Here is a 24,455-nt window from a genome sequence, read left to right as displayed (position 1 = left end):
GGANTCATCCACCGGTCCCGCCGATTCATGCTTTATGCCGGGAGGCCCGGGCTGTTAGACGTCAGCGCCTTCAGCCGGCTCCTCGGTGTGGGCGCGCTCGGTGTCGGCCGGAGCCTCTTCCTCGGCAACCACGGGGGCAAGGGAGAGCTTACCGCGGTCGTCGATCTTGGTGATTTCCACCTGGACCTTCTGGCCGACGGAAACGACGTCCTCCACGTTGTCCACGCGCTTGCCATTGGCCAGCTTGCGGAGCTCGGAGATGTGCAGGAGGCCGTCCTTGCCCGGGGTCAGGGAGACGAAGGCACCGAAGGTGGTGGTCTTGACGACCGTACCCAGGTAGCGTTCGCCGATTTCCGGAACCTGCGGGTTGGCAATGGCGTTGATCGCGGAGCGTGCTGCGTCGGCAGACGGACCGTTCGTGGCGCCAATGTAGACGGTGCCGTCGTCCTCGATGGAGATGTCGGCGCCGGTGTCCTCCTGGATCTGGTTGATCATCTTGCCCTTGGGGCCGATGACCTCGCCGATCTTGTCCACGGGGATCTTCACCGCGATGACGCGCGGAGCGAACTCGGAGAGCTCGTCCGGGGTGTCAATCGCCGAGTTGATGACCTCGAGGATGTGCAGGCGCGCCTCGCGGGCCTGCTTCAGCGCTGCTGCCAGGACGGAAGCGGGGATGCCGTCGAGCTTGGTGTCCAGCTGGATTGCCGTGACGAACTCGGAGGTACCGGCAACCTTGAAGTCCATGTCACCGAAGGCATCTTCGGCACCGAGGATGTCGGTCAGGGCGGCGTAACGGGTCTGGCCGTCAACCTGGTCGGAGACCAGGCCCATGGCGATGCCCGCGACGGCTGCCTTCAGGGGCACACCGGCGTTCAGCAGGGACAGCGTGGAGGCGCAGACGGAACCCATCGACGTCGAACCGTTGGAACCGAGGGCCTCGGATACCTGGCGGATGGCGTACGGGAATTCCTCGCGGGACGGCAGGACGGGCACCAGGGCGCGCTCTGCCAGTGCACCGTGGCCGATTTCGCGGCGCTTGGGCGAGCCCACGCGGCCGGTTTCACCGGTGGAGTACGGCGGGAAGTTGTAGTTGTGCATGTAGCGCTTGCGCGTTACCGGCGACAGGGAGTCGATCTGCTGTTCCATCTTCAGCATGTTCAGCGTGGTGACGCCCATGATCTGGGTTTCGCCGCGTTCGAAGATGGCGGAGCCGTGGACGCGGGGCAGGACCTCGACCTCGGCGGTGAGCTGGCGGATGTCCGTCAGGCCACGGCCGTCGATGCGGACCTGGTCCTTGAGGATGCGCTGGCGCACCACGTGCTTGGTGACCGAGCGGAACGCTGCGGACAGTTCCTTCTCGCGGCCTTCGAACTGGCCGGCCAGGTTGGCCAGGACTTCGTCCTTGAGGGCGTCGGAGGCGTTGTCGCGTTCCTGCTTGTCGGCGATCTGGAAGACGGCGGCAAGCTTTTCGGCAGCAGCGGATTCGACGGCGGCGTAAGCGTCGTCCTCGTAGTCCAGGAAGACCGGGAACTCCACGGTGGGCTTGGCGGCGCGGGCGGCAAGGTCGGCCTGTGCGTCGCAGAGTGCCTTGATGAACGGCTTGGCAGCCTCGAGGCCCTCAGCCACAACCTCTTCGGTGGGGGCGGTGGCGCCCTGTTCCTTGATGAGGTTCCAGGAGTTGTCGGTGGCTTCGGCCTCAACCATCATGATGGCGACGTCGTCACCGGCAACGCGGCCGGCCACCACCATGTTGAATACGGAGTTCTCCAGCTGGGAGTGCTTGGGGAACGCGACCCACTGCGAGCCGTTTTCGTCCGCGACCAGGGCAACGCGGACGCCGCCGATGGGGCCGGAGAACGGAAGGCCGGAGAGCTGGGTGGACATGGAGGAGGCGTTGATGGCCACGACGTCGTACAGCTCGTCCGGGTTGATGGCCAGGACGGTGACCACGATCTGGACCTCGTTGCGCAGGCCCTTGATGAACGCGGGGCGCAGGGGGCGGTCCATGAGGCGGCAGGCCAGGATGGCCTCGGTGGACGGGCGGCCTTCGCGGCGGAAGAACGAGCCCGGGATGCGGCCCGCGGCGTACATGCGCTCTTCGACGTCGACCGTCAGCGGGAAGAAGTCGAAGCCTTCCCGCGGGTGCTTGCCGGCCGTGGTGGCGGACAGCAGGGCGGTGTCATCATCGATGTACACCATGGCTGCGCCGGCGGCCTGCTTGGCGAGGCGGCCGGTTTCAAAGCGGATTACGCGCTTGCCGAAGCGGCCATTGTCAATGACAGCCTCTGAGAACTGGATTTCGGGACCCTCCAAGAGAGTCACCTCCGTTTCTGTTTCACGGAAGTCCAGCCGCATCAACCCAGCCCAGCATCTGTCTACTGGCCCTGCACCCGGTCATCGATCGAGACCCACGGGCCGTCGGCTTCAGTCGACGAAGCCGTTCCCGGAGATCACTACCGAGGACCGCGAATGCGTGATGCGGTTGATCCTCCTGTTTAGTTTTAGGTGAAGAAGGCGGCCCGTTCCGGATGGAAAGGGCCGCCCCAAAGCCAGACTAGCGGCGCAGGCCGAGGCGCTCGATGAGCGAACGGTAGCGGGCGATGTCAGTCTTCTTGAGGTAGCTCAGCATACGCTTGCGACGACCAACCATGGCCAGCAGACCGCGCTGGGTGTGGTAGTCGTGCTTGTGCTCCTTCATGTGCTCAGTCAGATCCTTGATCCGCTGGGTCAGAACGGCAACCTGGACCTCGGGTGAACCGGTGTCGCCTTCGGTGGTTGCGTACTCCGTGATGATGGACTGCTTTACAGCGGCGTCAAGTGCCACAATAACTCCTTGGGAATGTGCCGTGAGGGCCCAGGTCAGAAACTCACTGCCGGGTCTGCCGCGTGCGTCGCGCCCGGAAAACCGGGGGCGGCCGCCAACAACAGGAACCAGCCGCCACGGACTGCAGCCGGATCCATCGCCCAGTTTACCGGCCCGGGCCTAACCTTGTCGAAACAGTGCGGTCAGCTCCGCAGGTGGTCCCGAACGGCCGCCATGCCCTGCAGTACTTCGGTGAAGCTGGTGCTCAGCGGCGACAACCCAATCCGGATGCCATGCGGAGACCGGAAGTCCGGTATGACGTCACCGTCCCAGAGGGACTCCACTGTGGCTTTGGTGAAGTCCGGGTGGTCCACGGTGATGTGCCCGCCCCGCTCCCCCGGGTTCCGCGGAGTGGCAAGCGTGGCTCCCAGCGGGGCCAGCCAGGCGTCGAATACCTCCACCGCGAAGGCGGTGAGGTCCACGGACTTCGCCCGGATGGCAGCCATCGAGGCTTCCTCGATGAGGTCCAGGGTGCCCTGCATGGCGATCATGCCGAAAATGGCGGGGGTGCCGCTGAGGAAACCGCGGATACCGGCAGCGGGTTCGTAGCCTGCGGCCATCTCGAAGGCGTCCTTGCGGCCCATCCAGCCCCAGATCGGCTGGTTGAGGGTGGGCAGGTGCCGGGCATTGACATAGGCGAAGGCCGGTGAGCCGGGCCCCCCGTTGAGGTATTTGTAAGTGCAGCCCGCTGCGAAGTCGACGTCCGCACTGTCCAGGCCGATCTCCACCGACCCCGCAGAATGGCAAAGGTCCCACACCACCAGCGCGCCGGCGTCGTGCACGGCCGCGGTGATCCCCGGCAGGTCCGCAAGGTGGCCCGAGCGGTAGGCGATCTGGCTGAGCAGGACGACGGCGGTGCGCGGCCCGGTGGCCTGGCGCACCTGGTCAAGGGTCACCCCGCCAACGGGATCCGGCTCGATCCAGCGAAGGGTCAGGCCTTCCTCGAGCGCGATGCCCTCCACGAGGTAGCGGTCGGTAGGGAAATTTTCGGTATCCAGCACCAGTTCGTTGCGGTCCGGGTCCTGGACGGCGGCAAGCGCTGCGCGGATGATTTTATAGAGCACCACAGTGGTGGAATCGGCGATGATCGTTTGTCCCGGGGCAGCGCCGAGGACGGCCCGGCCCAGCTGGTCACCGATGGCCTGCGGCATGTTGAGCCATTGTTCGTCCCAGCCGCGGATGAGGCGGCCACCCCACTCGTCCCTGACAAAACCGGCGACGTCGTCCGCCGTCCGCTTCAAGGGGCGGCCGAGGGAGTTGCCGTCCAGGTAGGACAGGGGCGTCTCCGTGCCGATGAAGTGGTCCCGGTAGCGGGCCAGCGCATCCCGCCGGTCGAGCTCTTCGGCCCGGCCACGGAGCTCTTCGGCGGTCACTTCAGTGGGGTTTTCCTGGTGGATGCTCATTGTCCGATCTCCGTCCTGACAGCGAATAGTTCCGGGAAGAACGTCAGTTCCAGGGCCTTCTGCAGGAAGGTGACACCGCTGGAGCCGCCGGTGCCCGTCTTCATGCCGATGGTCCGCTGGACGGTGCGCAGGTGCCGGAACCGCCACAGCTGGAAGTTGTCCTCCAGGTCCACCAGTTCCTCGCACGCCTCGTAGGCCGCCCAGTTGTCCGCCGCGTTTTCGTAGATGTGCTTGAAGAGCGGCACCAGTTCCGGGGCGAACTCGTGGGCGCGGGTCACGTCCCGGTCAAGGACGGAGGGCGGTACGTCGAAGCCCTGCCGGGAGAGATAGGCCAGGAACTCGTCGTAGATGCTGGGCGCGGCCAGCATCTCCTCGAGCATGGCGTGGGCCTCGGGGTCGGACTCGAAGACAGGCAGCATTTTGCGGTTCTTGTTGCCCAGGACGAACTCCACGGCCCGGTACTGAGCGGACTGGAAGCCAGAGGAGTTGCCAAGGAACCCGCGGAACTGGGAGTACTCGGTAGGCGTCAGGGTGGCCAGCACCGACCACTGTTCGGTGAGGGTCTTTTGAATGTGCTTGACCCTGGCAATGCCCTTGAGCGCCGACCCCAGGTCGTCATTGCGGAGCCAGGCGGCGGCACTGCGCAGTTCATGGAGCACCAGTTTCAGCCACAGCTCCGTGGTCTGGTGCTGGATGATGAACAGCAGCTCATCGTGGTGTTCGGGCTGGCTGACCGGCTGCTGCGCACTGAGCAGGGTGGGAAGCTGCAGGTAGGAGGCATAGCTCATCCGTGAGCTGAAGTCGCGGACGATCCCCTTATCGAGCTTGCGGGTGTTCTTTTCGACGGACACGTGCTGCCTTTCTTTGTTGTCACCCGGTTGTTGCCGCCCGTGCGAGGCAGCAGTCAGCGGCCGCCCAGGAGTTCGTGGGCCTGGGCCACGTCCAGCCGCATTTGTTCCACCAGGGCCTCAGGGCCACGGTAGGCCACCATGCCGCGGAGCCGCTGCACGAATTCTATGACTACTGTCTGGCCGTACAGATCGAAGTCCTCCACCGCTTCCTTCGGCCTGTCGATGACGTGCGCCTCCACCTGGCGGCTGACGCCGTCGAACGTGGGGTTGGAGCCCACCGAAATGGCCGCGGGCCAGCGCTTGCCGGCCTGGTCCACCAGCCAGCCGGCGTATATACCGTCGGCCGGGATCAGGCCCGAGGCGTCCGAGGCGAGGTTCGCGGTGGGAAAACCAAGGGCCCTGCCCCGGGCCGCGCCGTGCACCACCTCGCCACGCATCCGGTGCGGCCTGCCCAGGACGGACGCAGCCGTGGCAACGTCTCCCTCTTGCAGGGCTTCGCGCACCCAGGTGGAGGAACAGCGGCGGTCCGTGCCGTCGTCGTCGTGCAGGGGGTACCCTTCGGAGCCGAACTCGCTGATGACCTGCACATCGAAGCCGAACTTTTCACCGAGCTCCTTCATGGTGTCCAGGTCGCCCGAGTTGGCCCGCCCGAACCGGGCGTCGTGGCCGATCACCACGTGGCTGGCGTGCAGGCAGTCCACCAGGTACTGCTCCACGAACTCCTCGGCCGTGAGGCTGGCCAGGTCCAGGGAATACTTGACCACCAGGACGGCGTCCAAGCCCAGCTCGCCCAGGGCTTCCAACTTGTCGTCCAGGCCCATGATCAGGTCCGGCGCGGATTCGGGCCGGTGGATTAGTGCGGGATGCGGATCGAACGTGATGGCCACAGCCTTGGCACGGGAGAGGCGGGCCGAACGCACCAGCTGGGACAGCACCTGCTGGTGGCCCCGGTGAACACCGTCGAAGTTGCCGAAAGTGACAACAGATGGGCCGAAATCCGCCGGGACATCGGACGGATCGTTCCAGATGTAAACCATCACCCTCGCCTTAAGCTGCCTGCAAGCATCCACGTTCCGTCAACCATGCCGGCTGCCGAACTCTTCAAGGTTACCCGGATTCGCTGCCCGGATTTTGCCGTCACTTCGCGGCCCCGGCCTGGGCCTGCCGGGCCAGGGAGGGACGGCGCCGATAGAGCCATACCAGGCCCAGGATGGGCAGCAGCAGCGGAACGAAGCCGTACCCGCGGCCAAAAAGCGACCAGACGGTCTCGTGCGGAAACTGCACGGAGTCCAGGATGCTCAGCGTCCCCACCACCAGCACGCCGGCGAGCTCAACAAGGACAGCGGCAACGGAAACCTTGAACCACGTGGTGCCCGCCTTGGCGAGCGACACCGTGGCCACCACGTATACCAGGGCAGCGAAGGCCGAGAGCACGTATGCCAGCGGGGCTTCGGAGAACTTGGTGAGGATCTGGTAGCCGGCCCGCGCGGTGGCGGAAATGGCGAAGATCCCGTACACCGCAATGAGCAGCCGGCCGGGACCGGTATTGCGGGTATTGCGGACGGGTCCCTCGCCGGTGCCCGCCTGGGGCTGCTGGTCTTTCATACGTGCTGCTTCTCCCACTTCAGTACCAGATCTGGTTCATTCGGGCGGCCATCACCAATGCCGTGACGCCGACCGCTCCCAGGACAAAGTTGCTCCACCGCGTGCGTTCCAGGATGGACCAGTAGATTGCCGCCGGCGGCAGCAGCATCGCGGTGGCCATGTAACCCCAGAATTCCCACGCCTCGCCGGCAATCGGTTCGCCCGCCACAACCCGGACGATGGAACCTACCAGGTAAACCACCAGGGCCACTTCCACCGCCACGACGGACAGGATGGTCACGTCGTTCGGCGCCTTCTTGAAGATTCCTGCGCCCGCGCACAACAGTGTGGACACCAGGCCGACGACGAGGATGATCCAAAAATATGCGTCCACGCTCAGGCCTCCGCGGCAGCGGGTGCGGCCGCTCCATTGCCGGGGGCGAAGACCAGCACGGGCTTGGCGTAGCTTCCCGCGTCGGCGAGAAGCGCCACCAGGGTGCCGTCGGGAGCAAAGGCCGCGGCCGGATGCTCTGCAGTGGCGGCCCCGGAGGTTCCTGCCGCCGGGCCGGCTCCGATCCGCCGTCCAAAGGAAATCTCCGCGGTTTCCTCCGCGGTGAGCTCGCGGTTGGGCATGAGGGCGCGGGCGGCAAGGGACATGTCCAGGACGTTGAGCTCTTCCGCCAGCTGTTCCAGGGTGCGCGCCTGGTCCAGGGTGTATGGCCCAACCTGGGTGCGCCGCAGTGCCGTCAGGTGGCCGCCGACGCCAAGGGTGTTGCCGAGGTCCCTGGCGAGGGCGCGGATGTAGGTCCCGGAGGAGCATTCGACCGTTACGTCCAGGTCCACGACCCCCGCTTCGGCGTCGCGGCGTACGGTGTGCACGTCGAACCGGTGAATGGTGACCGGACGGGCGGCAAGCTTGACGTCCTCCCCGGACCGTACCCGGGCGTAGGCGCGTTCACCGTTGACCTTGATCGCGCTGACGCTGCTGGGCACCTGCTGGATGCCGCCCGTGAGCCCTGCGACGGCGTTATGGATCTGTTCGTCGGTGACGCCGGCGGCGCTGGTGGTGGCGGTGACTTCGCCTTCGGCGTCATCCGTCACGGTGGACTGGCCCAGCCGGATGGTGGCGGTGTAGGTCTTGGAGGTCCCTACGATGTAGGTCAGCAGCCGGGTGGCCTTATTGATGCCCAGCACCAGCACGCCCGTAGCCATCGGATCGAGGGTGCCTGCGTGCCCCACTTTCCGGGTACCTGCGAGGCGCCGCATCCGGCCAACCACATCATGGCTGGTCCATCCCTGCGGCTTGTCCACTATCACCAGTCCAGAAAGCACGCCTCCCAGTATATCGGCGCAGGTTGGGGCCTCCGTGCAGGGCGGCGGCGGGGAGCGGACGACGGCGGCAGGCAACCGGGCAGGCCCGTTACCGGGTGCGGGCGGAGGGTGCGCGGCCGGCGGCTAGGATGGCTGGCATGCCTGAGCTTGCCGCCCATGTCCGCGACGTGCCCGTTAACCAGATCCGCGAAATCACCGAGGCCGCCTGGCGGACTCCCGGTGCCGTGGTGCTGAGCATCGGAGAGCCGGGCTTTCCCCTCCCCCGCCATGTCCTTGACGCCGGTATCGCCTGCCTGGACCGCGATGAGACCAACTACACGCCCAACGCGGGGATCCCTGCCCTCCGCGAGGCGTTCGCCGCCCGGTTCCGGGAAGAGCAGGGCGTGGACGTCGGGGCCGACCGCGTCTACGTGGTGTCCGGCGCGCAGCAGGGGCTGCACTTCGCGATGAGCCTGCTGCTGTCCCCCGGTGACGAGATCCTCATTCCCAACCCTGGCTACCCCACCTTTGCCATGACCAGCCGGCTGCTGAATGCCGTTCCAGTGGGATATCCCCTGCACCCGGACCACGGCTTCCAGCCCCGGGTGGCGGACGTGGCGGCCCTGATCACCGCCCGCACACGTGTGCTGGTGCTCAATTCGCCGTCCAACCCGCTCGGTGCCGTGCTCGGTGGGGACCTGGTCCGGGAGCTGGTGGAACTGGCCCGCCGGCACGATATCTGGGTGATCTCGGACGAGTGCTATGAGGCGTTCACGTACGACGTCCCGCACGTCAGCCCCGCACGGTTCGACGGCGGCACGCCGGAAGACGCACGGGTGTTCACGTCTCTGACGCTGTCAAAGACCTACGGGCTGACGGGGCTGCGGATCGGCGCGCTCATCTGCCCGCCGGGACTTGAGCGGAAGATGGACAACGTCATGGAGTCCATCGTCTCCTGCGTGGCGTCTGCCCCGCAGTACGCGGCGCTGGCGGCGCTGACCGGGCCGCAGGACTACGTCCGGCATGCGCACCAGCACTACCGGGAAAACCGGGACGCCGCCTCCGCGGTCCTGGCTGCGAAGGGGATCCGCTACCTGCCGGCGCAGGGTGCGTTCTATCTGTGGGCTGACATGTCCCATGTGACCGGCGGCGATGTGCGGACCTGGGTGCGACGCTTCCTGGCGGATTCGGGTGTGGCCCTGGCCCCGGGAACCGCCTTCGGCTCCATAGGCGAGGGGTGGGTGCGGATCGCGCTGTGCGGCAGGAAGGAGGACCTGCTGGAAGGGGTGTCCCGGCTTCCGGCAGCCTTGTCCTGACGTTCCCCGTGATGTCCGGCCTGGGTTAATTCCCGGGGGCCGGCTGCAGGTTTCCGGTCCCTGTCGGCTTAACTCCGGCGGGTTAACTCCGTGCGCCGGCGAGGGCCTTGTCCAGCCAGGACCGAAGGACCTCCGCGGGCGCGGCCCCGGCCTGGCGGGCCGCGACCTTCCCGTCAACGATCACCATCAGCGTGGGAATGGCCTGCACCTCGAAGCGCCGTGAGAGGCCGGGCGAGGTATCCACGTCCACCTTCACCAACTTGATCTTCCCGGGCCGTTCCCGGGCCAGCTTGTCCAGCACCGGGCTGACCATGCGGCAGGGCCCGCACCAGGCGGCCCAGAAGTCGACCAGCACCGGAACCGATGACTGTTCGGCCACGGCAGCGAAGTCGTTGTCACCTGCGGACACGATCCAGGGCAGGTCCGCCTTGCAGTTGCCGCAGCGGGGATGGCCGGCCGCCTGTGCGGGCACCCTGTTGGTCTTCCCGCAGGCCGGGCAGCTGAGGAGCGTGGGTTCCATGGCTAGTATTCCTTCCTGCCATCGAAAGCGCGCCAGGCCTGGAAGGGGACGTCCGACGTCGGGATGTCACCCCTGGTGACCGGCATCAGTTCCGGAGCGGCACCATTGAAGTAGTCGTAGAAGAGTGCGTCATCGAAGCCTGCTGCGGCAGCACCGTGACGGTCCGCAGCGAAGTAGACCCGGCCGATCCGGGCCCAGAGTGCGGAGGCCAGGCACATGGGGCACGGCTCGCAGCTTGCGTAGAGGACGGAGCCGGTGAGGTCGAAGTCCGCTGTCGCCGCAGCTGCCGCCCGAATGGCCACCACTTCGGCGTGGGCGGTGGGGTCATTGTCCCGTGTCACTCTGTTGACGCCGGCATGCACGCGCCCGTCAGGAGTTACCACCACGGCTCCAAAAGGGCCGCCGCCCTCGGCAACGTTCCGGGTGGCCAGGTCCACGGCCTGTTCGAGGTATCCGACCCATTCAGGGTTTTTCCCCTGATCAAGGTGCTGGAAGGAGCTGCTGTCCTGGTCCGCGGAGTTCATACCACGATCCTAGCCACGGCTGCAGCTTGGGGGGACGAAAAGGGGGCCACAAAGGGGGGTCTCCCCAACGACTACCGGCAGGTAGGAGCCTACGCTTGCGCCCGGGGGATCCGTTTTGCCTCTGCGGAGGCTACATAACCAGCCTGCAGGTCAACCTGGACTCCGGCCGCATTTCGACGGTGGCAGTTCTTCCGCCCCGCCCGTTGAAGCTGACGGCGGAAGTTGCAGCATCGCTGGGCGCTCCGGACTGCGCCGGCTTCTCGTACGCCTTTGAGCCGGTGCCCACGGACGTTGAAATTGGTCCGGACGGCTGGCTGTACGTGTCATCGCTTCCTGGCGGACAGCCGGGCCCAGCGCTTGGTGCCCGCGGTGCCATCTTCAAAGTCGATCCGTGGAGCGGCGAGACCAAAAATGTGGCAGGACCACATCCTCACGCCTACGGGGCTGGCCGTGACCGACAAGGGTGATGTGTATGTCGCATCCCTGTTCGGCGGGGAAATCCTGAAGTTCAACTCCGAGGGCGATCGATCGCATTTCCTGACGGTCAACATGCCCGCCGACGTTGAGTTCAGGGCCGGGGACGTCTTCGCAACGGTGGACGCCCTGGTTGGCGTGTCGGACCCTGAGGCGCCGGCCGCTCCCATGACGAAGCCGGGCGGCCGCCTGATCGAGGTGGACCTCCACTAAGGCCACAACAACAAAACGGCAGGACCCTCATTGGGTCCTGCCGTTTTCATGCCACGGGGCTGGTTCTGGAGGCTATTTGCTGCCGTCCTCGTCAAGGTCCTCATCGTCGCTGAGGTCCAGGTCCTCTTCGTCGAAGTCGTCCTCGTCGATCTCCACGTCGCCGGACGCATCGGTCTTGTAGGGATCGGCGTCGCCGGCGTGCTTGGCCTTGGCGGCCAGGGCGGCCACCTCGGCATCACGCTTCTTGGCTTCGCGGAGCAGTTCCTCAAGGTTGGAGGCGTTGACCGGAATCTGGTCCGCCACGAACTCAAGCGTGGGGGTCAACCGGACGGTGATGTTCCGGCCGACTTCCTGCCGGAGCACGCCCTTGGCCTTCTCCAGGCCCTTCGCGGCATCCGCCTGGACAGCCTGGTCACCAAAGACGGTGTAGTAGACGGTGGCATGCTGCAGATCATTGGTCACGCGGGCATCGGTAACAGTGATCCCCTCCAACCGGGGATCCTTAACCTTCCGGCCCAGGGCCTCAGCAACAACAACCTTAATCCGCTGCGCCAACTTGGCAGCACGTGCCGGATCAGCCATGAACAACTCCTAAGAAAAATATGGGACGTACGACGCCGGCGGCGGGCCGGCGTCGAACGTTTCAGTTATGTGCCACGCACCTGGGGCCGGCTGCCACGCGCTGAGGCGAGTGCACGACGGATCTGCGTTGGATTTTTCCGGCGGCCTGGGAGTGGCATCGGGCCTGCCGGAGCTGGGCGGCGCGGGATCGAANACGGCCCCGCACCTGGCACTGCTGACTGCCCGAAGGCGGACCAGCTTAGACGCGCGGCTTCTCGCGCATCTCGAAGGTCTCGATGATGTCACCTTCGGTGATGTCGTTGTACGACCCAAGACCGATACCACATTCGAAGTCCGTGCGGACCTCGGTGGCGTCGTCCTTGAAGCGCTTGAGCGTCTCAACGGTGAGGTTGTCACCGATGACCTTGCCGTCGCGGCTGATCCGTGCCTTGGTGTTACGGCGGATGATGCCGGAGCGGACGATCGAGCCGGCGATGTTTCCGAACTTGGAGGAGCGGAAGACCTCGCGGACCTCGGCGGTACCGAGCTGGACTTCTTCGTATTCCGGCTTGAGCATGCCCTTGAGCGCCATCTCGATGTCATCGATTGCTGCATAGATGACGGAGTAGAAGCGCATGTCGACGCCTTCGCGGTCGGCCAGTTCGGCGACCCGCTCGGCAGGCTTGACGTTGAAGCCGATGATGACGGCGGAGTCCACCGTTGCCAGGTTGACGTCGTTCTGCGTGATGGCACCCACGCCGCGGTGGATGACGCGCAGCTGCACGCCTTCCCCGACATCGATCTTGAGCAGCGCGTCTTCGAGGGCTTCCACGGCACCGGACACGTCACCCTTGAGGATGAGGTTGAGGGTGTCGATCTTGCCTTCGGCGACGGCCTGGTCGAAGTCTTCCAGGCTGATGCGCTTGCGGCGCTTGGCCAGGGCGGCGTTGCGGTCGGCGGCTTCGCGCTTCTCGGCGATCTGGCGGGCGGTGCGCTCGTCAGCGGTCACGAAGAAGGTGTCGCCGGCGCGCGGCACGTTGGACAGACCCAGCACCTGGACGGGGCGGGACGGGCCGGCCTCGGTCAGGGCGCTGCCGTCGTCGTCGAACATCGCACGGACGCGGCCGTGGGCCGTGCCTGCCACGATGGTGTCGCCGACGCGCAGGGTGCCGGACTGGACCAGGACGGTGGCAACGGCACCGCGGCCCTTGTCCAGGTTGGCTTCGATCGCGATACCGCGGGCGTCCTTGTTCGGGTTGGCGCGCATGTCCAGGGCTGCGTCTGCGGTGAGCAGGACGGCCTCGAGCAGCTCGTCGATGTTGAGGTTCTGGCGGGCAGAGACCTCCACGAACATGGTGTCGCCACCGTATTCCTCGGGAACCAGGCCGTATTCGGTCAGCTGGCCGCGGACCTTCTCCGGGTTGGCGCCTTCCTTGTCGATCTTGTTCACTGCCACGACGATCGGCACGTTGGCCGCCTGGGCGTGGTTGAGCGCTTCAACGGTCTGCGGCATTACGCCGTCGTCCGCTGCGACCACCAGGATGGCGATGTCGGTGACCTTCGCACCACGGGCACGCATGGCGGTGAACGCCTCGTGGCCCGGGGTATCGATGAAGGTGATCTTGCGGTCGTCGCCTTCGTGGTTGTGCGTGACCTGGTAGGCACCGATGTGCTGGGTGATGCCGCCGTGCTCGCCGGCCATGACGTCGGACTTGCGGATGGCATCGAGCAGGCGGGTCTTACCGTGGTCGACGTGGCCCATGACGGTGACAACCGGAGGACGTGCCTCGAGTTGCTCGTCGCCTTCGGCTTCCAGCTCGGCATCGAAGTCAATGTCAAACCCGGAGAGCAGCTCGCGCTCCTCGTCTTCCGGCGACACTACCTGGAGCTTGTAGCCCAGCTCCTCGCCCAGCAGGGCGAAGGTCTCCTCGTCCAGGGACTGCGTTGCCGTGGCCATTTCACCAAGGTGGAACAGCACGGTCACCAGTGCGGCGGGGTTCGCCTCGATCTTGTCGGCGAAGTCCGTGATGGACGAGCCGCGGCGCAGCCGGATAACAGTGTTGCCGTCGCCGCGGGGTACGCTCACGCCACCCAGCGACGGGGCACTCATCTGCTCAAGTTCCTGGCGCTTTGCGCGCTTGGACTTGCGCTGCTTGCCACGGCCTGCGCCGCCCTTGCCGAAGGCACCCTGGGTGCCGCCGCGGCCGCGGCCGCCCTTGCCGAAGCCACCGCCGGCGGGAGCACCGCCACCGGCACCGGGACCGCCGGTGCCGGGAGCGCCGCCGGGGCGTCCGGGTCCGCGGCCGCCGCCTCCGGGACGTCCTGCACCAGCCGGTGCGGGACGCTCAGTGCGGTTGGGCATCATGCCCGGAGTGGGACGGGGGCCGCCGGGGCGCGGGGCACCCGGACGGGGTCCGCCTGCACCAGCGGCGGGGCGGGGTCCACCGGCGCCTGCTGCGGGACGAGGCCCACCCGGACGGGGTCCGCCTGCGCCTGCTGCGGGACGGGGGCCACCGGGACGGTCACCATCGTTACGGCTACCACCGGGCCGGGGCATGCCCTGCGAGGTGGCGAACGGGTTGTTGCCGGGACGGGGTGCGCGCTCACCGTCTCCACCACGGCCGCGGGGCATGCCCTGCGAGGTGGCGAACGGGTTGTTGCCCGGGCGGGGACCGCCGGGACGGGGACCGGACGCACCCGGCGTGGAACCACCCGGACGGGAGGAGGAAGCGGGGGCATCGGCCTTCGGGGCCGGACGTGCACCGGGCTTGGCGCCGGTGGACGGAGCACCCGCGGACGGTGCCGCCGGAGCGGCAGGCGCGGAAGCGGCGGGGGCTGCTGCCTGTACGGGAGCGGCGGGAGCAGCCGGTGCCTGCGCCTGGGGGGCCGGAGCCTTGGGGGCAGCCGGGCCGGGGGCCGGGGCTGAAGGACGTGAATCTGCTGCGGGGGCGGGCGCCTTGGGTGCAGCAGCGGGGGCCGCCGGCGCCGCTGACTTGGCAGCTGCGTCGGGGAAGGCGTTGCGCAGTTTCCGCACAACGGGGGCCTCAATGGTTGAAGAGGCGGAGCGAACGAATTCGCCCAGTTCCTGCAGTTTTGTCACTGCATCTTTGGAAGTTATACCGAGCTCTTTGGCGAGCTCATGTACGCGGACCTTGGCCACATTTCTCCTGTCTCGGTCCGCACCGAGCCAGGCACGAACCGTCTACTTCTTACTGCGGACCCCAGCCGCTGTTGATGCGAAGGGGCCCATTGCAGAGCGCAACAAAGTTGTCATCGTTACGCACTCATCGCTGGGAACTCATCGGGTTTCCATCAGATTTCTGACCCGCTTTCAGGTTTGGACGGTTGGTGTTGCAGCCACCGGGGCGGCGTCAACGTTCGGGCCTGACATGATCCAGTGTTCGACGGCGGTTGTCCCGGCCGCGCCCTTCAGGGCACGTCCGAATGCTCGCCGCTTGATCGCCAGAGCCAGGCACGATTGGCTGGGGTGCAGCCAAGCACCCCGGCCAGCCATCCGGCGTCGTTCATCCACCAGGACAGCGGTTGACCCGCTGCCTTCGGCGACGAGCCGGAGCAACTGCGACCGCGGGCCTTTCTTCCGGCAGCCGATGCAGGTGCGTTCGGGCTGACTTCCGGTGGAAGGTATTTCTGCCACGGTCATCGTCCTGACGTTCACTCTGCTGGCCCGGGTTTACCGCTTCCGCCGTTACGGAATCGAGCACGCCCAAGGCACACGGCTACCGGCCGTAAGGCGCGGTCCTATCTATTCTAGCCCCTTTGGGGCCGTTCTGCCCCAAACGGGGTACCCGCCGCGTTGCGGCGGCCACCCGCCGGCGGACGTTACTTGTCGCGGGGCGCCGCGGCGTCGGAGACGATGTCGATCCGCCAGCCGGTCAGCTTCGCCGCCAGGCGGGCATTCTGGCCCTCCTTGCCGATGGCCAGCGACAGCTGGTAATCGGGAACCACCACGCGGGCCGACCGCGAGGCTTCGTCCGTGATGGTGACGGAATTCACGCGGGACGGCGAGAGGGCGCTGGCGATGAACGTTGCCGGGTTCTCGCTGAAGTCAACGATGTCGATCTTTTCATCGTTCAGCTCGGTCATGACCGCCCGGACGCGGGAGCCCATTTCGCCGATGCAGGCACCCTTGGCGTTGATCCCCGGGGTGTTCGCCTTGACCGCGATCTTGGTGCGGTGGCCCGCTTCCCGCGCCAGCGCAACGATCTCCACCGAGTGGTCGGCGATTTCGGGCACTTCGAGTTCGAAGAGCTTGCGGACCAGGCCCGGGTGCGAGCGGGACAGCGTGACCGAGGGTCCCTTGGTGCCGCGGTGCACGTCGATGACCAGTGCGCGCAGGCGGTTGCCGTGGACGTACCTCTCGCCAGGGACCTGCTCGGGCGGCGGCAGGAGCGCCTCGATGGAGCCGAGGTTGACCTGGATCATATGCGGGTTGTTGCCCTGCTGGATGGTGCCGGACACCAGTTCGCCTTCACGGCCCTTGAACTCGCCCAGGACGTTGTCGTCCTCGACGTCGCGTAGCCGCTGCAGGATGATCTGCCGGGCGGTGCTGGCGGCGATGCGGCCGAACCCCTCCGGCGTGTGCTCGAATTCACCGATGGGTGCGCCGTCGTCGTCCAGTTCAACGGCCCAGATGGTGACGTGCCCGCTTTTGCGGTCCAGTTCGGCGCGTGCTTTTTCGAAGGCGCCGGGTGACTTGTGGTACGCCACCAGGAGAGCCTGCTCGATGGTGGGGATCAGGAGGTCCAGCGGGATTTCACGCTCACGCTCCAAAAGTCTCAGTGCGCTCATGTCAATATCCATCAGGCCTCCTCAGAAGGTCCATTGTGTTCAGGTTCCAGACCGTCCTCCGGGAGGTGGCTGAATTCGATCTCGACTTTTCCATTGCGGATCCTGTCGAAAGGAAGCTTTACGGGTTCGCCCTGCCGGGGTTTCATGCCCTTCTTCGCCGCGATCTCCGGGACAAGGGTCACTCCCGCGTCGTCCACGGACTGGATGCGTCCGGTGATGTTTTCGCCCTGCATCACGTTGACTTTGACCATCCGGCCCTTGGCGCGGTGCCAGTGCCGGGGTTCCGTCAGGGGTCGTCCGACGCCGGGCGAGGAGACCTCGAGGTCGTACGGACGGGTGTCGGCCTGGGGGTCGTTGTCGAGGACGTCGGAAAGCACCTTGGAAATGTCGGCAATGACATCCAGGCTGACACCGCCCGTCTCCTCCTGGGGCAGGTCCACCACGACGTGGACCACCCGGTGGGAACCGGCGATGTTGATGACGACGTCTTCCAGGTACAGGCGGTTGGCCTGGACGGCAGGTTCCAGGAGGCCCCGGAGCCGGGCGGCTTCGGGGTTGTGGGCCGGGGTGGACCCGGTTCCCGTGCCGGTGTGGTCTGGTGAAGCCGTCGCTTCTGCGTTGCTCACGATGCCGGCCGCCTCCCTATAGATGATGTGGTGTTTACTAGCGTAGCTATTTTACCGGCCCATTGGTGCACCCGGTTCCCCCTCGGCATGACACCATGGTCTGTTGTGAAAGACCGCCCCCAGGACCCCGCCCGACGCATCCGACCCTTCCGGTTTGCGGCCGGCGCCCTGGCCGCCCTGGTGGTCCTGAGCCTCGGTTTCGCCCTGATTCCCGCGCAGGAACCCGCGCCATCCGAGCCTCCGTTTTCGGAGCGCGCACGCGCTGCGGCGTTCACTGAGGCACTAAATCTGCGGTCTGCCGGGATGCGGCTCGCCGCTGCAGGAGCCACCGATCCCGGCGTGTTGGACGGGGTTGTGACCTTGCTGACCATCCAGGCCAGGGCCCTCCAAACCCCGGCTCCCCCAGCTGCTGTGCCAGCGGTATCTGCGTCCGCCGCAGCCACGGCGGATCCCCCTGGCATCGCCGAACTCGTGCATGGCCTGGCTGAGAGCGGAAGCGCGAGGGTCAAGGATGCGGAAACAGCCGACGGCGGTATGGCGCGCCTACTGGCCGGGGCCGGCACCGCCCAACTGCTCGCCGCCGGGAGGCTCGCTGCGGCCGCCGGAGTGCCGGCACCGCCGGGCGCGGCAGCAGAACCGGACGAGGATGGGTCCGCGGCTGACTCCAGTGCCTCCCCCTGCCTGGCGACACCGTTCGGGTCGGCCGCGCCGGCGGGTGCCAGGGCAGGTGCTTCATCAACCATCCAGCAGGCCCTGGCGACAGTCGTCGCTGTTGAACAGCAGGCCATCTACGGCTACCAGGCAGCGCTCCCCCGCCTTACCCCCGCTGAGGCGGGCCCGGCGTCGGAAATCCTGGGCCGGCATGAAGAGCTGGCCGCCGCAGCGGAGGAACGCCTTCGGCTGGACTGCGGGGCTTCCGCCCCGCAACAGCCCGGCTACGTTCTCGACGGCGGATTCCTCGCGGCGCCGGCCGCGGGCCTGGGCAAACTGGAGGCAGCGACACTGGCGTCCTACGGTGATGTGGTGGCGGTGGCGCAGGGCCAGGACAGGGCGTGGGCGCTCTCAGGCCTTCAATCCGCTGCGGGGCGGGCGGCACGGTGGGGTGCGGACCCGGGGCCCGTCCCGGGCCTGGCGCTGGACATTGACCAGTTGCCGGCCCTTGCCGACGGCGCCGGCCCCGGCCCTTCACCTGCAAGATCCTGAACCTCGTCCCCCCGCCGCCGGCTTGGCTGAAGCAGTGCACTCCCGTCATGCCTGAATCAGCGGGCTGCCGCTGCCTTTTCCTTGGGATTGCAACCACAGAGGGTGGCACCGGGGAGGCCTGAATGGTTTGCTGAAGGGATGAACGCGGACGAGCCGGCAGATGTCGGGAAAACAGCTGCCCAGGAAAGCGCTGCCCGGGAAACCGCTGCTGCCGGGCAGGAAGTGAGCAGCCATCATGAGACGGAGCCGCACGGCAATGACATCGCCCACCGGCTGAATTGGCTGCGCGCCGGCGTCCTCGGCGCCAACGACGGCATCGTCTCCGTCGCTGCCATCGTGGTGGGCGTGGCCGGTGCCACCTCCGAATCCGGTCCCATCCTCGCAGCGGGCGCAGCCGGCCTTGTGGGCGGCGCCGTCTCGATGGCCTTGGGCGAATATGTCTCCGTCAGCAGCCAAAGCGACAGCCAACGGGCCCTGATCGAAAAGGAGCGCCGGGAACTGGCCGAAGAGCCCGAGGCGGAACTGGCCGAGTTGACCGCCATTTATGAGGCCAAAGGCCTCACCCCCGCTACGGCGGCCCAGGTGGCCCGCGAGCTCACGGACCACGATGTCCTGGCCGCGCACCTGTCCGCCGAACTCAACATCGATGAAGCAGACATCGTCAGCCCCTGGCACGCGGCCATCGCCTCCGCCATCGCCTTCACCATCGGCGCCATCCTGCCCATGTTGGCCATCCTGCTGCCGCCACCGGCGATCCGCGTGCCACTGACGTTCGTGTCAGTCCTTGTGGCCCTGGCCCTGACAGGAGCTCTGGGGGCATGGATTGGCGGTGGTTCCAGAACGCGGGCCGCTGTCCGCGTGGTCGTGGGCGGTGCCCTGGCGCTCGCGGCAACGTTCCTGATCGGCAACCTGCTGGGGGCTTCCGGTGTTGTCTGAGCCCGCCCGGCCCCATTCGGCGGTGCAGCCGGTCCCCATCCCTGCGGGCCTTGCCGCACGATACGAACGCAGCAGCGCCGGGCGGGTATGGCTCGGCAGCCTCCCGGACGTGCTGGCCGACCGCTTGGAGCAGTGGCACCTCGAGGTTGACCTGGCTCCCGGCAGCCAGCCGTGGCACGGCCATGGCGCCATCGTGGTGCCGGTCCGGAAGGAGGACGGCTCCCCGGCGGCCCTCAAGATCGCTTTTCCGCATGACGAGGCGCTGGTGGAACGGCACGCGCTGGCGCTATGGGAGGGCCTCGGCGCTGTTGGCCTGCTGGCGTCCGACCCCGGGACGTGCGCCATGCTGCTTGAACGGCTCGAGGCTGAGCGGTCGCTTGCCGGCCTTCCCGTGGACGATGCGGTGCCGGTGTGGGGCGGGCTGGTGCGGCAGCTGGGGCTGGTGCCGGACCACCGGCCCGGGTGGCAGGAGTTCGAACACATCGCCGCCCGGGCCGAGCAGTGGAGCGATGACCTGCCAGCCGACTGGGAGCACCTGGGCCGGCCCTTTCCCCGGTGGCTCCTGGAGGCCGCCCTGGAAGTCTGCCAAACGCGCGGCGCGGTGGGACGCCGGTCTGCCCACGACGTGCTGGTCCACACCGACCTGCATTTCCTGAACATCCTGGCGCGGCCGGGCGTTGCAGGCGGCGGGGCCCGGACCGGCGCCGCAGGTTACGCCGCGATCGATCCCCAGCCGATGATCGGCGAGTCCGAATTCGCCGTGGCACCGCTGTTGTGGAACCGCCTGAGAGACCTGCCCGCCGCCGGGCCCGGTCCAGCGCTCGTCAGTCGCTGCCACGACTTCAGCACCGCCGCCGGCCTGGACCCCGAGGTGGCCCGGCAGTGGGGGGTCGCCCGGGAAGTGGAGAACGCGCTGTGGTACGCCGCCAAGGGCCACAGGGGCGACCTCGCCCGGTCCCTCTGGGTGGCGAGCACCCTGGCTGGACACACACTGGCGGACCTGCCGCATCCGCACACGCTGCCGGAACCCGGGCAGTGCGGATAGGGTCCGCCCTGTTGCCGGAAGGCGTGCACCGGCGGAACGGTCAGGAATTCCGCACCGCCGCCAGGGCGGCGCGGACAGCTTCCACGGCCGTGGCCACGTCCTCCCCGGCCGTATGCCAGTTGCTCACCGAAACCCGAAGGACGTCACGGTCCCGCCACCGGGAACCGGACATCCAGACCTTTCCATCCTCGATGATGCGGGCGGTGACCTTGCGGGTAGTCTCGTCGTCTTCGAAGGCAAGAGACACCTGGGTGTAGCCGACGTCGTTGACCACCTCGACGCCGTCGAGGCCTGCCATCCCCCGCGCGATGGCCGTGGCGGCCGCAGCCATGCCTCCCACCTGCGCTGCCACGCCCGCCCGGCCAAGGCTTTTCAGGGCAGCCCAGACGGGTACGCCGCGGGCCCTGCGGGACAGTTCGGGAACCTTCTCGAACGGGTCGCCCGGGCCGTCCACATCATGGACCAGATAGCTGGCGTGCAGTCCCATGGCGGCCCGCAGCGCCGACGGGTCCCGGACAATGGCGATGCCGCAGTCGTACGGCACGTTCAGGGTCTTGTGGGCATCCGTGCCCCAGGAGTCCGCCTCCGCAAAGCCTTCGGTCAGGTGCCGCAGTTCGGGGGCGGCGGCGGCCCAGAGCCCGAATGCCCCGTCGATGTGAACCCAGGCGCCGTGTTGACGGGCGACGTCGATGGCCTCCCGGAAGGGATCGAAGGCACCGGAGTGCAGATTCCCGGCCTGGAGGCAGACCAGCGCGGGTCCGCTCCCGGCGGCCAGGGCCGCGTCCAGGGCAGCGGGGACCAGGCGGCCCTGACCGTCGGCGTCGACCTGCTCCGGCTTTCCGAGGCCCAGGTAGCGCAGTCCCAGGTCCACGGTGTCGTGCCGTTCCCTTCCCACGAAGCAGCGGATCCGGGGGGCGCCGAAGAGCCCATCCCGGTCCAGGTCCCAGCCCGCGTCCGCGAGCAGCCTCCACCGGGCAGCCGCCATCCCGGTGAAGTTGGCCATGGTGGCGCCGGTGACGAATCCGACGTCGGCCGTGGACGGCAGGCCCAGCAGTTCCAGCACCCACTGCCCGGCGGCTTCCTCGATCGCGGCGGTGGCGGGAGTTGCGTAGCGGAGGTCGGCATTCTGGTCCCAGGCGCTGACGAGCCAGTCGGAGGCCAGGGCCGCGGGCAGGGTGCCGCCGATGACCCAGCCGAAGAAGCGGCCCGAGGGCATGGCCATGAGCCCTGGCTCGGCCTCTTTGGCCAGGAAGTTGATGACATCAACGGGTGGCGTTCCCGCTTCCGGCAGGGGGCCGCCAAATATCCGGGCGAGCCCGGCAGCATGTTCGCTTGGTCCTACCGGCCGGCCGGCCAGGCTGGACAGCCAATCCCGCGCATGCCCGGCTGCGGCCGCCAGGGCCGCGGCATACCCGTCGTCGTCCCCGAGTGCCATACCTGCATGCTACGCCCCGGCCGGTCCGGCCACGAGGCCGGTTCCCGGGGTGGATCAGCCGAAGTTTTCCTGCCACACGTCGTAGCCAAGCTTGACAATCAGTGCGGCGACAACCACCAGGAAGACCACCCGGACGAATTTGCTTCCCTGCTGCACGGCGGTGCGGGCGCCAAGGTAGCCCCCTGCCATATTTGCTCCACCAAGCAGCAGGCCGATTCCCCACAGGATGGACCCGTGTGGAAGGAAGAACAGCAGCGCGCCGGCATTGGTGGCCATGTTCACGATCTTGGCTTTGGCACTGGCCTCCAGGAAGGCGTAGCCCATGGCGGATACCAGCGCGATGACCAGGAAGGATCCTGTCCCGGGACCGATAAGGCCGTCGTAGAACCCGATCACCGCGCCGATGAGGCACGCGACGACGTAGTGCCTGTGCCCTGCGTGCCGCAGTTCCGTGAGCTCTCCGACGCTGGGCCTGAGGGCGGTGAAAAGCGCGACGGCGACCAGCGCCACCACGATGATGGGCTTGAAGACCCCTGCCGGCAGCGTGGCTGCCAGGCTGGCCCCGCCAAAGCTGCCCGCCAGGGCAATGACCGCCATAGGGACCGCCGTCCTAAGGTCTGGCCCCACCCTTCGGTAATACGTTGCGGCACTGGTGGCGGTGCCAAAGATGGAGCCCATCTTGTTCGTGGCCAATGCCTGGACGGGCGCGATGCCAGGCACCAGGAGCAGCGCCGGGAGCTGGATAAGCCCCCCGCCGCCCACCACGGCGTCAACCCACCCTGCTGCGAATCCAGCCACCACAATCAGGATGATGGTGGTGAGCTGGATCGACTCGAAGCCGGAAATCACTGGTTACGGACGGCGTTGACCACGTAATCGACGGCCTTGTCCACTGCAACGTTCTCGGCTTCGCCGCTGCGGCGGTCCTTGATCTCCACCACGCCGTCCACCAGGCCGCGGCCCACAGCCAGGATGGTGGGGACGCCCACCAGCTCGGCGTCGCCGAACTTCACACCGGGTGAAACCTTGGGACGGTCGTCGTAGATCACCGACAACCCGGCTTCTTCCAGCTCCGCGGAAAGCTTCTCAGCGGCCTGGAAGATCTCGTCCCCGCGGCCCACGGCAACCACATGCACGTCGGCGGGCGCCACGGTGCGGGGCCAGACCAGACCACGGTCATCGTGGTTGGCCTCCGCCAGGGCGGCCACGGCACGGGTAACACCCACACCGTAGGAGCCCATGGTGACCACCACCTGCTTGCCGTTCTGGTCCAGCACCTTGAGGTCCAGGGCTTCGGCATACTTGCGGCCGAGCTGGAAGATGTGGCCCATCTCGATTCCGCGCGCAGTCTCCAGCGGCCCCGAGCCGTCCGGGGAGGGATCGCCCGCACGGACTTCGGTGCACTCGATCACGCCGTCCCAGCTGAAGTCCCGGCCTGCCACCAGGCCGAAGACATGCTTGCCGGCCTCGTTGGCACCGGTGATCCAGGCGGTTCCGCTGACCACGCGCGGATCCACCAGGTACAGCAGCTTGGTGGCGCTTTCGGCCCCCAGGAGCGGTTCGTCCAGGGAGAGCCCGGGACCCAGGTAGCCCTTGACGATCAGCGGCTGCTTCTTGAGGTCTTCCTCGCCGGCCTGCTCAAGTCCGATTTCGCCCGCAATCGGCAGGAAGGCGCCGATGTTGGCTTCAACGCGCTTGAGGTCCACGGCACGGTCGCCGGGAACGCCAATGACCACCAGCTGCCGCTCCCCGGTGGGCAGCGTAACGGCGAGGACCACGTTCTTGAGCGTGTCAGCGCCAGTCCAGGCGCCGCCGTCGGCCTCTTCCCGCGGGGCAATCTGGTTGGCCGCGGCAACCAAAGTTTCGATGGTGGGGGTGTCAGGGGTGTCCAGCACTTCCGCCGCCGGGGCGTTGCTGAAGTCGATGTCGGCGGGGACCACCGTAGTGACGGCCTCCACATTGGCTGCGTAGCCGCCGGCGGAACGGACGAACGTATCCTCGCCAATCTCGGTGGGGAACAGGAATTCCTCACTCCTGGACCCTCCCATGGCACCGGCGGTGGCTGCCACCGGCACCACCTCCAGTCCCAGGCGTTCGAAGATCTTCAGGTAGGCGGCGCGGTGCGCGGCGTAGCTGGCATCCAGGCCGGCGTCGTCCACATCGAAGGAGTAGGAGTCCTTCATGATGAATTCGCGGCCGCGGAGGAGGCCTGCCCGGGGGCGGGCCTCGTCACGGTACTTGTTCTGGATCTGGTACAGGCTCAGCGGCAGGTCCTTGTAGGACGAATACAGGTCCTTGACCAGGAGGGTGAACATTTCCTCGTGCGTGGGGGCCAGCAGGTAGTCTGCGCCCTTGCGGTCCTGGAGCCGGAACAGGCCCTCGCCGTACTCGGTCCAGCGGTTGGTGGCCTCATACGGTTCCCGGGGCAGCAGGGCCGGGAAGTGGACTTCCTGGGCACCGATGGCTGCCATCTCCTCGCGGATGATCTCTTCGACCTTGCGCAGGACGCTCAATCCCAGCGGAAGCCAGGTGTAGATGCCCGGGGCGGCCCGCCGGATGTAACCGGCACGGACCAGGAGTTTGTGGCTGGCAACCTCGGCGTCGACGGGATCTTCACGCAGGGTGCGCAGGAAAAGCTGGGACAGTCGTATGACCACGGGTGTATCCGTTTCTGGGGAAGTGCTGGGTCAGCAGGGCCGGGCAATTTCGTCTGGGTACTAATCTACCGGCACACAACCTTCGGCATGGACCGCCCTGGCGCGCCTTCCGGCCCGGGGCCAT

General features: G+C 67.2%; 24 protein-coding genes. 6 read left to right on the top strand and 18 right to left on the bottom strand.

The genetic code is table 11. The features are described from left to right. Window positions 1–54: 54 nt before the first annotated feature. The 8 genes from ACTJK0_RS11870 to truB form a co-directional block, all read right to left on the bottom strand. Window positions 55–2,313, bottom strand: a complete 2,259-nt coding sequence (locus tag ACTJK0_RS11870; protein ID WP_110544918.1) for a polyribonucleotide nucleotidyltransferase — start codon at window positions 2,311–2,313, stop codon at window positions 55–57. Window positions 2,314–2,554: 241 nt separating this feature from the next. Continuing rightward, window positions 2,555–2,824, bottom strand: a complete 270-nt coding sequence (rpsO, locus tag ACTJK0_RS11865; protein ID WP_110544802.1) for a 30S ribosomal protein S15 — start codon at window positions 2,822–2,824, stop codon at window positions 2,555–2,557. A 182-nt stretch (window positions 2,825–3,006) separates the two neighbouring features. After that, a complete protein-coding gene (locus tag ACTJK0_RS11860) occupies window positions 3,007–4,266 on the bottom strand; it encodes a kynureninase (RefSeq protein ID WP_440745285.1) in 1,260 nt (419 codons plus the stop codon). Next, window positions 4,263–5,117, bottom strand: coding sequence for a tryptophan 2,3-dioxygenase (gene kynA / locus ACTJK0_RS11855; protein ID WP_440745284.1), 855 nt, complete (start codon window positions 5,115–5,117; stop codon window positions 4,263–4,265). Before kynA ends, ACTJK0_RS11860 begins: the two co-directional genes overlap by 4 nt. 53 nt (window positions 5,118–5,170) lie before the next feature. After that, window positions 5,171–6,154 carry a bifunctional riboflavin kinase/FAD synthetase gene (locus tag ACTJK0_RS11850; protein WP_440745283.1) on the bottom strand — a complete coding sequence of 328 codons (984 nt, stop codon included), beginning with the start codon at window positions 6,152–6,154 and terminating at the stop codon, window positions 5,171–5,173. Window positions 6,155–6,254: 100 nt separating this feature from the next. Continuing rightward, window positions 6,255–6,722, bottom strand: a complete 468-nt coding sequence (locus tag ACTJK0_RS11845) for a hypothetical protein (protein WP_440745282.1) — start codon at window positions 6,720–6,722, stop codon at window positions 6,255–6,257. 19 nt (window positions 6,723–6,741) lie between these two features. Then, window positions 6,742–7,095, bottom strand: coding sequence for a hypothetical protein (locus ACTJK0_RS11840; protein ID WP_440745281.1), 354 nt, complete (start codon window positions 7,093–7,095; stop codon window positions 6,742–6,744). A gap of 2 nt (window positions 7,096–7,097) precedes the next feature. Continuing rightward, window positions 7,098–8,033, bottom strand: a complete 936-nt coding sequence (gene truB / locus ACTJK0_RS11835) for a tRNA pseudouridine(55) synthase TruB (RefSeq protein ID WP_440745280.1) — start codon at window positions 8,031–8,033, stop codon at window positions 7,098–7,100. Window positions 8,034–8,170: 137 nt separating this feature from the next. Between truB and ACTJK0_RS11830 the strand changes: the two genes are divergently transcribed. Next, window positions 8,171–9,328 carry a pyridoxal phosphate-dependent aminotransferase gene (locus tag ACTJK0_RS11830; protein WP_440745279.1) on the top strand — a complete coding sequence of 386 codons (1,158 nt, stop codon included), beginning with the start codon at window positions 8,171–8,173 and terminating at the stop codon, window positions 9,326–9,328. Window positions 9,329–9,410: 82 nt separating this feature from the next. Here ACTJK0_RS11830 and trxA read toward each other — a convergent pair whose 3' ends face one another. Together trxA and ACTJK0_RS11820 are read right to left on the bottom strand one after the other, a co-directional pair. Further along, window positions 9,411–9,848 carry a thioredoxin gene (gene trxA / locus ACTJK0_RS11825; RefSeq protein WP_440745278.1) on the bottom strand — a complete coding sequence of 146 codons (438 nt, stop codon included), beginning with the start codon at window positions 9,846–9,848 and terminating at the stop codon, window positions 9,411–9,413. Window positions 9,849–9,850: 2 nt separating this feature from the next. Further along, a complete protein-coding gene (locus tag ACTJK0_RS11820; RefSeq protein ID WP_440745277.1) occupies window positions 9,851–10,372 on the bottom strand; it encodes a nucleoside deaminase in 522 nt (173 codons plus the stop codon). Between the two features lie 179 nt (window positions 10,373–10,551). Between ACTJK0_RS11820 and ACTJK0_RS11815 the strand changes: the two genes are divergently transcribed. Both ACTJK0_RS11815 and ACTJK0_RS11810 read left to right on the top strand, forming a co-directional pair. Beyond that, window positions 10,552–10,839 (top strand): hypothetical protein, encoded by a 288-nt coding sequence (locus tag ACTJK0_RS11815; RefSeq protein ID WP_440745276.1) that lies wholly within the window; start codon window positions 10,552–10,554, stop codon window positions 10,837–10,839. Further along, complete coding sequence (locus ACTJK0_RS11810) at window positions 10,784–11,059, top strand: hypothetical protein (RefSeq protein WP_440745295.1); 276 nt, start codon at window positions 10,784–10,786, stop codon at window positions 11,057–11,059. Before ACTJK0_RS11815 ends, ACTJK0_RS11810 begins: the two co-directional genes overlap by 56 nt. A gap of 72 nt (window positions 11,060–11,131) precedes the next feature. Here the strand turns inward: ACTJK0_RS11810 and rbfA are convergent, their stop codons facing one another. The 5 genes from rbfA to rimP form a co-directional block, all read right to left on the bottom strand. Continuing rightward, complete coding sequence (gene rbfA, locus ACTJK0_RS11805; RefSeq protein WP_110544784.1) at window positions 11,132–11,641, bottom strand: 30S ribosome-binding factor RbfA; 510 nt, start codon at window positions 11,639–11,641, stop codon at window positions 11,132–11,134. Between the two features lie 238 nt (window positions 11,642–11,879). Then, window positions 11,880–14,780, bottom strand: a complete 2,901-nt coding sequence (gene infB / locus ACTJK0_RS11800; RefSeq protein ID WP_440745275.1) for a translation initiation factor IF-2 — start codon at window positions 14,778–14,780, stop codon at window positions 11,880–11,882. A gap of 171 nt (window positions 14,781–14,951) precedes the next feature. Further along, on the bottom strand, window positions 14,952–15,275 hold the full coding sequence (locus ACTJK0_RS11795) for a YlxR family protein (protein WP_440745274.1): 324 nt from the start codon (window positions 15,273–15,275) through the stop codon (window positions 14,952–14,954). Window positions 15,276–15,460: 185 nt separating this feature from the next. After that, entirely contained in the window at window positions 15,461–16,441 is a 981-nt protein-coding gene (nusA, locus tag ACTJK0_RS11790) for a transcription termination factor NusA (protein WP_110544779.1), read from the bottom strand. After that, on the bottom strand, window positions 16,441–17,055 hold the full coding sequence (rimP, locus tag ACTJK0_RS11785; RefSeq protein ID WP_440745273.1) for a ribosome maturation factor RimP: 615 nt from the start codon (window positions 17,053–17,055) through the stop codon (window positions 16,441–16,443). The genes nusA and rimP overlap by 1 nt, the downstream gene beginning before the upstream one ends. 105 nt (window positions 17,056–17,160) lie before the next feature. Here rimP and ACTJK0_RS11780 point away from each other — a divergent pair, with 105 nt between their 5' ends. The 3 genes from ACTJK0_RS11780 (at window position 17,161) to ACTJK0_RS11770 (ending at window position 20,239) form a co-directional block, all read left to right on the top strand. Next, window positions 17,161–18,258: a DUF4439 domain-containing protein gene (locus tag ACTJK0_RS11780; protein ID WP_440745272.1), complete on the top strand. Its 1,098-nt coding sequence runs from the start codon at window positions 17,161–17,163 to the stop codon at window positions 18,256–18,258. Window positions 18,259–18,396: 138 nt separating this feature from the next. Continuing rightward, window positions 18,397–19,194 (top strand): VIT1/CCC1 transporter family protein, encoded by a 798-nt coding sequence (locus tag ACTJK0_RS11775; protein WP_440745271.1) that lies wholly within the window; start codon window positions 18,397–18,399, stop codon window positions 19,192–19,194. Next, window positions 19,184–20,239 (top strand): aminoglycoside phosphotransferase family protein, encoded by a 1,056-nt coding sequence (locus tag ACTJK0_RS11770; RefSeq protein ID WP_440745270.1) that lies wholly within the window; start codon window positions 19,184–19,186, stop codon window positions 20,237–20,239. Before ACTJK0_RS11775 ends, ACTJK0_RS11770 begins: the two co-directional genes overlap by 11 nt. 40 nt (window positions 20,240–20,279) lie before the next feature. On the opposite strand, the gene ACTJK0_RS11765 is transcribed toward ACTJK0_RS11770, so the two are convergent. Genes ACTJK0_RS11765 through ACTJK0_RS11755 form a run of 3 tightly spaced genes read right to left on the bottom strand, consistent with a single transcriptional unit; the run spans window position 20,280 to window position 24,331 of the window. After that, a complete protein-coding gene (locus ACTJK0_RS11765; RefSeq protein WP_440745269.1) occupies window positions 20,280–21,674 on the bottom strand; it encodes a pyridoxal phosphate-dependent decarboxylase family protein in 1,395 nt (464 codons plus the stop codon). 54 nt (window positions 21,675–21,728) lie between these two features. Then, window positions 21,729–22,523 carry a TSUP family transporter gene (locus tag ACTJK0_RS11760; RefSeq protein WP_110544770.1) on the bottom strand — a complete coding sequence of 265 codons (795 nt, stop codon included), beginning with the start codon at window positions 22,521–22,523 and terminating at the stop codon, window positions 21,729–21,731. Beyond that, on the bottom strand, window positions 22,520–24,331 hold the full coding sequence (locus tag ACTJK0_RS11755; RefSeq protein WP_110544768.1) for a proline--tRNA ligase: 1,812 nt from the start codon (window positions 24,329–24,331) through the stop codon (window positions 22,520–22,522). Before ACTJK0_RS11755 ends, ACTJK0_RS11760 begins: the two co-directional genes overlap by 4 nt. Between the last annotated feature and the right edge of the window lie 124 nt (window positions 24,332–24,455).

Origin of the sequence: Paenarthrobacter sp. 22069 (assembly GCF_052046035.1) — a bacterium.
Lineage (GTDB): Bacteria > Actinomycetota > Actinomycetes > Actinomycetales > Micrococcaceae > Arthrobacter.
Note: the sequence above shows the minus strand (reverse complement) of the source record. Positions and strands in the feature narration are given on the sequence as shown.